Origin of the sequence: Halobaculum halobium (assembly GCF_030127145.1) — an archaeon.
GTDB lineage: Archaea > Halobacteriota > Halobacteria > Halobacteriales > Haloferacaceae > Halobaculum > Halobaculum halobium.
The window spans coordinates 1,649,049-1,659,773 of the sequence record NZ_CP126158.1; the positions used below are offsets into that span (position 1 = coordinate 1,649,049).

Below are 10,725 nucleotides of genomic sequence, written 5' to 3' on the forward strand. Positions count from 1 at the left end.
ACACGGCGAGTGAACGCCCGGAGTGACTGCGAGGAGTGATCGCCGCGAGCACAGGCTTTTCACGACGCCGGAAGTGTCACTGTGTATGGCAGATGACGAAGCGAACCCAACCGGAACCGATCGTGACAACAGCCGCTCGCTCTCCCGGCTCGGACGCGTGCTGTTCGGGCTCGGGCTCGCGCTGCAGGCCACGGAGGACTTCCGCGACATGGAGGACTCGATCGAGTACGCGGAGTCCGCGGGAGTGCCGATGCCCGACCTCGCGGCGCCGTTCGCCTCCGGGATGATGCTCGTCGGCGGGCTCGGCGTCGCACTGTGGCGACTCCCGAAGATCGCGACCGGCGCGGTCGTCACGTTCCTCGCGGTGGTGACTCCGACGATGCACGACTTCTGGAACGAGGAGGGCGACGCCAGCGGCGAGCGGCTCGCCTTCTTCGGCAACCTCGCGATGTTCGGCGCGGCGCTGGCGTTCCTGCGCGAGGCGTACCGGTCTTGAGGCCCGAGTGGCGATCGTTTTCAGAGTCGCCGAGGCCACCGTCGTCGGCCGATCCGGATTCCGTCGGTTGATTCCGCAAGCGCTGTCGCATAAACTCAATACTCGATAACATGTCCTTCGGTCACCGGCCGGTGACGATGACGACGCCACTCAAGCCGTCCGGAGTTCTTGGATTGACGGTGATGACGGCGGTCGGGCTGTACCAGTTCGTGCGCCTGTCGAGCGGATCGAGCGTACCGCCGTGGCTGATCGGCGGTCACACGTCCCGTCGGGCGAAGGCGACGACGGCGACAACCAGACACAGCGCTGTCGCGGCCAGCAACACCGCGACGGAGTCGAGCGCGTACTCGCCCCGGACGAGCACGCCGGTCGGATCGAGATACCGCGCCGGCGCGACCGCGCCGACCCGCTCGTAGTCGCTGCCGGTGACGACCGCCTCGACGATCCACGTGGCGAACACGACGCCGAGGGCGACGCGGCCCGCGGTCCGACCGCCGTCGATCGCCACGCCGAGGACCAGCCCGACTGCGCCCCACAGCAGGAGGTACGGCACCGACAGCGCGTGTAGCGCGAACAGGTCGGCAAGCGAGAGCGCGTCCCCGACCGCGAGAGAGACGCCGTACAGCGCGAGCGGAACGACGGCGTTCACGACGACGACCGGCACGAGCAGCGCCAGAAACAGCCCGACGATGACGCTCCGTCGGGCCGTCGGCGCCGCGAGCGTCGCGTCGAGTCGGTCGGTGGCGATTCCGCCAGCGACGCGCCCTGCGGCGACGTACGCGACGTACGCCGCGAGGCCGACGATCCACCCCAGCGTGTAGAACTCCGAGGCGAGGAGACCGGGGACGCTGCCGAGCGACTCCAGACCGAACAGCGCGCGCAACGCGGGCGGAAGCGCCTCCGTCAGCGCCTCGACATCGACGCCCGCGGTGACCTGCGGGCCGATCCAGACGTACAGCGATCCGAACAGCGAGAGTGCGACGGCGGCGACGGCCGACGGCACGACCAGCCGCTCGCCCTCGTAACGGGCGATCGCCAGCGTCGCGGTCGAGGGACGAGCGGCGCCGACGGACTGTCGTTCGCCGCCGACGGTCGCCGGATCGGCGCTCCGTCGCGGCCGCCGAGGATCGGTTCCGGCGTCGGCGTCGGACTCGCTCACACGTCCACCCCCGGAACCGACCGATCGCCGCGACCAGCAGAACGGCGGTCACCGCAAGCAGGATCCCGGCGCCCGCGAGGTCGTACTCGCTCGCGGTGAGCACCGCGACCGGGTCGTAGTAGCGCGCCGGTGCGAGCGCGCCGAGCCACGCGAGGTCGGTGCCGGTCACCACAACGCTGAGGATGTAGGTCGCGGCGATCGCGCCAGCGCCGGCGCCCTCGGCGGCCCGGCGGGTCGGCGCGAGCACCGAACACAGCGTCCCGACCGCGACGCAACACAGGAGGTACGGCACCGAGAGAGCGTGGACCGCGAGCACGTCGACTAGCGGCAACGGGTCGTCGATCGCGATCGACCCGCCGTAGACGACGGCGGCGACGACGACGTTCGCGAGCGCGACCGGCAGCAGGCCCGCGGCGTACGTCTCCGCGAGCAGGCGCGTCCGGGAGATCGGCGACGCGAGCACGAGTTCGATCGTGTCGTCTTCGATCCGGCCCGCGAGGCTCCCGGCCGCGAGGTACGCGACGTACGTCCCGAGCCCGAACACCCAGCCGAACACGTACAGCTCCGCGGCCATGAACCCCGCGAGCGTCCCGATCTGCTCCAGTCCGAACGACTCGACGAGCGACGGCGGCAACTGGTCGGCGTATGCCGTCAGATCGACCTGGTCGAGCAGTCCGGGCGCGATGAGCAGCATCATGGCCCCGAACGCCGCCAGCGACGCGGAGACGACCACCGCCCCGAGGAGCCGCTGTTCGCCCTCGTAGCGCGCGACCTCAAACATCGCCGGACTCCACGGGGCGTTCGTCGCTCGGTCCCTCACCGCTCAGCGCCTCGTCATTCTCCCCTCGGTCGCTCGGTTCCCCACCGTCGCTCGCTCCGTCATCCAGTCCCCCGTCGTAAAAGCGCATGAACACCGCCTCCAGCGGTGCCTCTTCGATGGTTAAATCGAGCAGGTCGTACCCGCGCAGCCACTCCAGCAGCGCATCGTACGACCCCGTGTACGTGAACGAGACGGTCGCGGCGCCGTCCGCCGTCTCCGCTGCAGTCTCGGTCACCGCGACGTCGTGTGCGGCCGCGAGGGTCACGTCGTCGGCCGCGAGCGTCTCCGCCGCGTGGACGCGGACGGTCTTCCCGCTGCGTTCGAGCAGCGACTCGACGTCCTCCAGCGCCGCGAGGCGGCCGTCGCGGATGATCCCCACACGGTCGCACACCTTCCGGACCTCACTCAGCACGTGCGACGAGAAGAAGAACGTCGTCCCGCGGTCGCGCTCGTCGCGGACGAACCGGTGGAACTGCGCCTGCTTCAGCGGATCGAGCCCGGTGGTCGGCTCGTCCATGACGAGGAGGTCGGGGTCATGCATGAACGCGATCACGATGGCGAGCATCTGGCGGTTCCCCCGCGAGTACTCGCCGACGTCGCGGTCGAGCGGCGGGTCGAACAGCTCCAGCAACTCGGCGCTGCGCTCGTCGCCGCGGAGGGCGCCGTGGTAGTCGAGGATGCGGCGGCCGGTGACGTGGTCGTCGAACGACGGCTCGCTCGGAAGGTAGCCGACGTTCGCGCGGGCCCTGCGGAGCGCGTCGGCGTCTGTTAGTTCCGCGCCCAACACGCTCGCGGTGCCCGCAGTCGGCGACTGAAAGCCCATGAGCGTCCTGATTGCGGTCGTCTTCCCGGCCCCGTTGGGGCCGAGAAACCCGAACACCTCCCCGGATTCGACGTCGAAGGTGAGGTCCTCGACGCCGCGCACGTCGCCGTAGTACTTCGTGAGCCCGTCGAGTTCGAGTGGCGGCATCTCTCCGTTTATCTCGACTGTGACGGGATATCAGCATTCCGACGGGATCGCCCGGCGGGAGGCGTCGTCGCCTGACGGCCGCGGATCCGGCTTCGGATGCCGGTTCCGCTTCGCAACACTCATAACCTCCAGCCAACAATCACCGGGTGCACGGCGACGCGATCCCGAGCAGTCCCATGGGGTAGTGGCCAATCCTGTTGCCTTCTGGGGGCAACGACGAAGGTTCGAATCCTTCTGGGACTACTCCCGGTTTCTCCGCGCCCGTCACGTTTCGACTCGACGCGAGCGCCGCTCGCGCAACGCGATCTCCAGTGGAAACGAGGGGGTGTTCGCGATCCACCGTGAGCCGCCGCTGCCACCCCACCAGAGCGGGCCGTCCGGCGCCCCCGACCGATTTAGTGACGGGGCGTCTCCTCCGCACATGGTCACGGTCGATCCGCTCTCTGTTCGCGTGCTCGGCGGGGGAGCGATTCTCGTGTTGTTGGCGTGTTCGGCGTTCTTCTCGAGCAGCGAGATCGCGATATTCAGCGTGGAGCGCCACCGAATCGGCTCGCTCGCCGAGACCGGCGGGCGGGCGGGAACCCTCTTGGAAGCGCTTCGATCAGATCCGCATCGCCTGCTGGTGACCATCCTCGTCGGCAACAACGTCGTAAACATCGCGATGTCGTCGATCACGACGGCGATCCTCGTCGCCGCGCTCCCCACGGGGATCGCCGTCACGGTCGCGACGCTCGTGTTGACCGTGATGGTGCTGGTGTTCGGCGAGATCGTGCCCAAGTCCTACGGGGTGGCCAACGCCGAGACGTGGGCGCTCCGAACGGCGCCGACGCTCCGGCGATTCCAGCGCGCGGCGGGGCCGGTCGTGACTGCCTTCGACGCGGTGACCAGACGACTGAGCACGGTTGTCGGCGGCGAGACGGCGATCGAAGCGCCGTACGTCACCCGCGACGAACTGGCGGCGCTGGTGCGCACGGCCGAGCGCGGCGGCGAGATCGACGCCGGCGAGCGGGAGATGGTGGAGTCGGTGCTGGGGCTCCATGAGGTGACCGCGAGCGACGTGATGGTCCCGCACGGGAACGTCGTCGCCGTCGACGCGACGACCTCGATCCGCGACGCGGCGACGCTGGCGGCCGACGAGCGGGTGACTCGTCTCCCGGTGTACGACGGGACGCTCGACGAGCCTCGCGGGATCGTCGACCTGCGTGACTTGGAGCGGGCGCTCGCGCTCGACGAGTCGGTGCCGATCGAGCGGCTCGCGACGCCGACGCTGTCGGTTCCGGCGTCCGAGCCGATCGACACGATGTTGACCCGCATGCAAGACGAGCGCGTCCAGATGGCGCTGGTCGTCGACGACGGCGGCGCCGTCGTGGGGCTCGTGACGGTGCAGGACGTGTTGGAGGAGATCGTCGGCGACCTGTTCGACGTGGGCAGCGAGGCGAGCATCCGCGCGGTCGCCGACGGGGTGATCGTCCGCGGCGACGTGTTCCTCGACCGCCTCGACGCCGTGTTCGGCACGGCGATGGCGGCCGACGCGCCGGCTGCGGCCGAGACGCTCGCCGGCTACGTCTACCACCGACTCGGGCGCGTCCCCCGCTCCGGAGAACGGATCGAACTCGACGGGATCGCGGTGACCATCGAACAGATCGACGGCGAACGGATCCGACGGATGTTCGTCGAACTCGGGGGTACCGACGCGGACGCGGGCGATCCGCCCGCGTGAGTCGCACCCTCACCGCCGGCGACGAGTCCGGCGGTCGCTACTTCCGCACGTCCAGCAGCGCGACGCGCTCGCGGATCACGTCCGCGAGCGTCCCCGCCGTCGCCGCCAACTCGGCGTCGGACACGTCGAAGTAGTCGCGGACGAGTTCCCCGTCGTACTCGCCGAGCGTGTCTGCCGGCGCCAGCAGGTCATCGACCCTCGACGCGGCCGCTCGTTCGCGCTCGCCTTTCGCGTCGCCTGCGACGGCTGCCCCGGCGGCGACGAGCACGACGACTGGGCGGTCGCCCTCGGAGACCCCCATGGTAAGCGCGCGGTCGATCTGTCGGCGCCCGGCGGCGTACAGCATGACCTCGACCCCGCGGTCGCGGGCGACGTTCTCCCCGCGGTCGATGGCGCGGTCCGCCAGCGCGAGCGCGCGTTCGAGGTGCGCGCGGTCGACGACGTAGCGGGCGTCGAACGCCTGCACGGTGCAGCCGGTCTCGGCGCCGATCGCCGTTACCTCGTCGAGAAACGCGTCGAGGTCGTCGATCTTCGCCTCGCCCTCGACGAGTCTCACGAGAAATCACCGAACGTGGCCTGACCGGGCTCGTCCTCGTCGCCGTCCTCGCCGGTCGTCCGACTTCCCGCGGTCGCGGCGGCCGACGCGCTCGCGTCCGTCTCGACGCCGTCCATCGAGGGGTCCTGTCGGCCGACCGCCTGGAGGACGTTCTCCGCGGTCTTCTCGCGCCCGCGGAGCGCACCGAGCACGACCGACTTGTCGGCCTCGCGCAGCTCCGCTCGGGTCTCGATCCCGGCCTCAAACAGCCGGCGGGCGCGCTTGCGACCGACGCCGCGCACGCCCGTCAAGTCGAGCAGCTCCTCGCGGACGCCGTCCTCGACGCGCTTCTTCGCCTCCCGGACGTCAAGCACCACGTCGAGGTCGAGCTCGTTCGCCAGCTGTTCGGCCGCGCCGAGGAGCCACTCGGCGGTATCGACTTTCCCCCGGATGTCACCGGGGCCGACGCCGTAGCGCTCGGCGATGGTGTCCTCGTCGAGTTCGCCGGCCCAGTCCTCTAGCAGCCGCGCTGTCTTGAGCGCCGCCAGCCAGTCCTCCCACGCCACGTCCTCGAACTCCGAGGGCGCCCGGCCGAGGAACTCCGGCTCGCGCTCGTAGAACTGCTCCTCGTACGTCTGGCGGTCGCCCGACTTCAGGTACAGCTGGTACATGTCGGGCGTCCGCGCGACGAGGTGGTACAGCCCCAGCGGCGTGAGCGTCGGGCGGTCGGCGTCGCCGTCGGCGGCATCGGTGTCTTCGGGCCCCCCATCGTCGCCGTCGTCAGCGCTGTCTGCGCCGTCGTCAGCGACGAGGTCGGTTCCGGTGACGAACGACGCCTCTGCGGCGTCCTCGGGGACCTCGCCGTCGCCGGCGGGCCGGGTCCGCTGGGTCGCCGTCGCGGACGCGTCGGCGGTGCCGCCCGCGTCGCCCGCGCGTTCGACGCCCTCGCGGAGGCCGTCGACGATCTCCGCCGCGGACATCGGATCGAGGTAGAGCCGCGAGACGGTGTGGCCGATGCCGGTCGCGGTGAGGGTGCCGTCCTCGCGTTCGAGGAAGTCGTTGGCCGCCAGGTACTCCAGCACGCGGTCGGTCACCTCGCCGAGCCTGGCGTCGTCGCCCGTCTGGCTCGCGTACAGCGTTCGATCCAGAAACTCCAGCAGGCCCGCTCGGGTCGTGGCGAACCCCGAGGCGACGGTCGCGAGCACGTGCGTGCGCAGCGCCGGCTCGGCGGCGAGCTTCGAGCGGACCTCTTCGGGGTCGGCCCAGACGTACCGCTCGAACAGCTCGTCCATCGTGTCGCGGTCTTTCGCGAGGAGGAGCGCCTCGCCGTAGGGGTCGAGCCCGGGGCGGCCCGCGCGCCCCATCATCTGGTGGACCTCCAGCGTGTCCAGCGGCTGCATCCCGCCGAACTCGCCGTCGTAGCGCTTCCAGTCGCGAACGATCACGCGCCGGGCGGGCGTGTTGACGCCGGCGGCGAGGGTGGGGGTCGCGCTGATGCACTTCACGAGTCGGTCGCGAAAGGCGTCCTCGACGAGCGAGCGCTGCGTCGCCGAGAGGCCGGCGTGGTGGAACGCCGCGCCCTCGCGCACGCACTCGGCGAGGTCGTCGGAGGTGTCGGTGTCGGAGTCGTCCCGGATCTTCTTCGCTAGCTCCTCCAACTCGGCCCGCTCGTCGGGTGCGAGCCGGCTCGCAGTCACGTCCGCGAGCCGCTTGGCGGCGCCCTCGGCGTTGCGTCGGGAGTTGACGAACACGAGCGAGGAGCCGCCTCGCCCCGATACCTCCTCGTCGAGGGCGTCGGCGACGAGCGCGGCCGTCGGCTTCTGTCCCTTCCCGACGGGGACCTCGCGTTGGCTGCCGTCGTCGAAGTTGACCGCGTTGCCGTAGTGGACGCCCGTCTTCAGTTCGATGGGGCGCCAGTCGGACTCGACGAGCGCGGCGTCGAGCCACCGGGCGACTTCGCCGGCGTTGCCGACCGTCGCCGAGAGCGCGACCACCTGCAGGTCGCGGTTGATCTTCCGGAGCTTCGCGAGGGTCACTTCGAGGGTCGGCCCCCGTCCCGAGTCGTCGACGAGGTGGACCTCGTCGGCGACCACGCACGTGAGGTCGTTCACCCACGGCGCGCCGTTTCGGATGAGCGAGTCGACCTTCTCGCTCGTGGCGACGATGATGTCGCGACTGGCGAGCCACTCGCCGTCGGACTGATAGTTGCCGGTGGAGACGCCAACGTCGATCCCGAACTCCTCCCAGCGCTCGAACTCGGTTTTCTTCTCGCTGGCGAGCGCGCGCAACGGGACGATGTACAGCGCCTTCCCGCCGCGGGCGATCGCCGAAAGCATCGCCAACTCCGCGATCAGCGTCTTGCCGGAGGCGGTGGGCACCGAGGCGACGACGCTCTCGCCGTCGGCGACGCCGGCCTCCACCGCCTCGGCCTGCGGCGGATAGAACTCCTCGATTCCCTCCGCCTCCAGCGCCTCGGGGACGCCGTCGGGCAGGGTCGAGAGATCGGAGGGTCTCATTACCCGAGGTAGCGGGGGTCTCGGGTTTAAGTTGTCGGAGGACGGGACGAGAACGGCTTCGGTCGGGGGCTACGGTTCGTGGACGTGCCCGCACTCGGGGCACTTGACCTCCTCGCCGCGAACCTCCGCGCTCGCCTCGCGCACGTCGCGCATCACCGACGAGATCTTGTCCTCGGCGGCCAGTTCCTCCTCGACGGCCAGGTCGGCGCCCTCGACCTCGAGTAGGAACTTCGCCACCTCCGTCGACTCGTACATCACGTCGTCGAGGTCCTCGGCGGTGAAGAAGCCCGACATCGCGCCGTAGAGGAACGTCGCGCCCGCCTTGCGTACCTTCTCCTCGAAGGAGGCGCGCGCCTGGTTCACCGCCTGCGGGGTGTAGGTGTCGGTCATGAACGGGACGAGCCGGGGCAGGTTCTCGCCGATCTTCGTCATCTCGACGCCCGTCTCCGTCCGGAAATCCGCACACAGCCGTGCGATCGCCCACTCTCGGGCGGTGACGTAGGTCCGGTCCCGGAGGAACTCATTGACGCGGTCGTACTCCGCACGCTCCATCTTCTGGAAGCGGTCGTACTTCGCAACGTCGCCCGGCACGTCTTCGTCGGGCTCCTCGGCCGCATCGGCGCCCACGTCCGGCCCGGGAACTGATCCGGCATCGTCGCCGTTGTCGGCAGTGTCGTCCGCGATGTCGTCGTCCGTCGCACGGTCGCCCGAAGCGCCGTCGCCTGCAGTTGTGTCGTCTGCGACGTCGTCCCCCTCGGCGATGCGCCCGCTGGCTGCCGCCTCCTCGGTGGGGGTCTCGTCGGCGACCCCCTCGCCGCCGTCGGTCGCGGGTTCGTCGCTGGCCGCGCGTTCGTCGTCGGCCCCGGCCGCGTCGGCGGCAGCGTCGCCGTCGCCCCCGTGGTCCGCGTCGTCTGTCATGGAGCCTCGTAGCCGAGCGACCGTGAAAAACCCGTCCCCACCGCGGCCGTCGACCGGCGGACGACAGCCGGACGCGACGCCCTCGGCGGCACGCTTTTGTCCGGTCCTCCCGACCGTCGGCGCATGAAGGTACTGCTGGGCATCGGCGGGAGCGACGACTCGCTGCGCGCCCTCGAGGACACCGTCGAGCGGGCGCAGGCCGCCGGTGACGACCTCACGGTCGCGATCGTGGAGAATCCGCGGTCCGACCGGTCGCCCGCGGCGGTCGACGATCGCGTCCGAACGGTACTCGCGGACGCGGGGATCGACGCCGACGTACGGCGGGTCGAGGGCGACGCGGGCAGTCAGCTCGTCGCCATCGCCGAGGACGAGGATTTCGACATGATCGCGATCGGCGGGGGGCAGACCAGCCCGATGGGGAAGATCAACCTCGGAAGCATCGCACAATTCGTCCTGCTGAACTCCCACGTCTCGGTGAAACTGGTCCGATGAACGGCGATCGCGTCTACCCCGACGAGCCCGCCGGCCCGTTCGAGGCGCCGCCGGTGTCGTTCGCGGACCGCGAGGACCGGGACATCGAGGTCAGGCCGTATCCGCCCGCGGCCGCGGGAGAGGCCGGCGAGGACGAGTTCGAGGCGCTCGTGGAGATGTACACGGAGTTCGATCCGGCCGACCGCGCACAGGGTATCCCCCCGAGTCGGGAGTCAGACGTGCGCTCGTGGCTGGAGACGATCCTCGGCGACGACGGGTACAACGTCGTCGCGTGGGACGGCGACACCGTCGCGGGCCACGCGACGCTCGTCCCCGACGGCGACGCCTACGAGCTGGCGATCTTCGTGCTTCAGGCGTATCAGGGGGCCGGAATCGGCACCAACCTGATGGAGGCGCTGCTGGGCCACGGCGCCGCCAACGGCGTCGACAAGGTGTGGCTCACCGTCGAGCGGTGGAACCGCGCGGCCGTCGGCCTCTACAAGAAGATCGGGTTCGAGACGAGCGACGCCGAGTCGTTCGAACTGGAGATGACGACACGACTGGTCGATCCGGCGTAGCGAGTCCGCCTTCACGCCGAGTCGAAGTTCCTCTGCGTTCCGTGCTGTCGGTCTGTTCTCGCCTGTTTCCGCCGCCGCTGTTCACGTCACACCGACAGCACGGGCTGGCTCGCGTACAGCAGGACGTACTCGGCTGCCTTCTCCAGCACCTCGCCGGGCTCACCCGTCAGCGGCTCGCGCGGGATGACGATGAAGTCGGCGTCGACGTCCTCGGCGGTGTCGAGGATGACCGACCCGGGGTGGGTGGTCTTGCGCTTCGTCGAGAAGCCGTACGCGATCGAACTGGACACATCGACGCCCTCCGCGTGGGCGATCTCGCGAACCGTGTCGGTGAACGCCTCGGTGTCTTCTGCGACCTCCGACTGGTCGACGACGTCCTCCTCGATGGCGCGCACGACCTCCTCTCCGAGGACGTACACGGCGTGGACCTGCGCGTCGTACCGCTGGGCGACGGCGACGGCGTACTCGACCGCCGTCAGTGACTCGTCGCTCCCGTCCACGGGGACCAACACGCGCTCGACGGTCAGGCTCATACGGATGCC

The 10,725-nt window shown here is 70.1% G+C and carries 10 protein-coding genes and 1 tRNA gene; 5 read left to right on the top strand and 6 right to left on the bottom strand.

The window, feature by feature from the left end; all coding sequences use genetic code 11:
- Positions 1–85: 85 nt before the first annotated feature.
- Positions 86–496, top strand: a complete 411-nt coding sequence (locus tag P0Y41_RS08610; protein WP_284060958.1) for a DoxX family protein — start codon at positions 86–88, stop codon at positions 494–496.
- Between the two features lie 256 nt (positions 497–752).
- On the opposite strand, the gene P0Y41_RS08615 is transcribed toward P0Y41_RS08610, so the two are convergent.
- A complete protein-coding gene (locus P0Y41_RS08615) occupies positions 753–1,655 on the bottom strand; it encodes an ABC transporter permease subunit (RefSeq protein ID WP_284060959.1) in 903 nt (300 codons plus the stop codon).
- Positions 1,656–2,428: 773 nt separating this feature from the next.
- Positions 2,429–3,445, bottom strand: a complete 1,017-nt coding sequence (locus P0Y41_RS08620; RefSeq protein WP_284060960.1) for an ABC transporter ATP-binding protein — start codon at positions 3,443–3,445, stop codon at positions 2,429–2,431.
- Between the two features lie 170 nt (positions 3,446–3,615).
- Here P0Y41_RS08620 and P0Y41_RS08625 point away from each other — a divergent pair.
- Positions 3,616–3,688 (top strand) — tRNA-Gln (locus tag P0Y41_RS08625).
- Between the two features lie 178 nt (positions 3,689–3,866).
- Positions 3,867–5,165 (top strand): hemolysin family protein, encoded by a 1,299-nt coding sequence (locus tag P0Y41_RS08630; protein ID WP_284060961.1) that lies wholly within the window; start codon positions 3,867–3,869, stop codon positions 5,163–5,165.
- 37 nt (positions 5,166–5,202) lie between these two features.
- On the opposite strand, the gene cgi121 is transcribed toward P0Y41_RS08630, so the two are convergent.
- From cgi121 to P0Y41_RS08645, 3 genes are all read right to left on the bottom strand, one after another.
- Positions 5,203–5,721 carry a KEOPS complex subunit Cgi121 gene (gene cgi121, locus P0Y41_RS08635; RefSeq protein ID WP_284060962.1) on the bottom strand — a complete coding sequence of 173 codons (519 nt, stop codon included), beginning with the start codon at positions 5,719–5,721 and terminating at the stop codon, positions 5,203–5,205.
- Positions 5,718–8,216: an ATP-dependent DNA helicase gene (locus P0Y41_RS08640; protein ID WP_284060963.1), complete on the bottom strand. Its 2,499-nt coding sequence runs from the start codon at positions 8,214–8,216 to the stop codon at positions 5,718–5,720. The genes cgi121 and P0Y41_RS08640 overlap by 4 nt, the downstream gene beginning before the upstream one ends.
- 69 nt (positions 8,217–8,285) lie before the next feature.
- Complete coding sequence (locus tag P0Y41_RS08645; RefSeq protein ID WP_284060964.1) at positions 8,286–9,134, bottom strand: DUF5806 family protein; 849 nt, start codon at positions 9,132–9,134, stop codon at positions 8,286–8,288.
- 123 nt (positions 9,135–9,257) lie between these two features.
- On the opposite strand from P0Y41_RS08645, the gene P0Y41_RS08650 reads away from it, so the two are divergent.
- Both P0Y41_RS08650 and P0Y41_RS08655 read left to right on the top strand, forming a co-directional pair.
- The gene (locus P0Y41_RS08650) at positions 9,258–9,626 is read left to right on the top strand and encodes a universal stress protein (protein WP_284060965.1); all 369 of its coding nucleotides are present in this window, start codon (positions 9,258–9,260) and stop codon (positions 9,624–9,626) included.
- Positions 9,623–10,183, top strand: coding sequence for a GNAT family N-acetyltransferase (locus P0Y41_RS08655; RefSeq protein ID WP_284060966.1), 561 nt, complete (start codon positions 9,623–9,625; stop codon positions 10,181–10,183). The genes P0Y41_RS08650 and P0Y41_RS08655 overlap by 4 nt, the downstream gene beginning before the upstream one ends.
- Positions 10,184–10,269: 86 nt before the next feature.
- Here P0Y41_RS08655 and P0Y41_RS08660 read toward each other — a convergent pair whose 3' ends face one another.
- Positions 10,270–10,716: a universal stress protein gene (locus tag P0Y41_RS08660; protein WP_284060967.1), complete on the bottom strand. Its 447-nt coding sequence runs from the start codon at positions 10,714–10,716 to the stop codon at positions 10,270–10,272.
- Between the last annotated feature and the right edge of the window lie 9 nt (positions 10,717–10,725).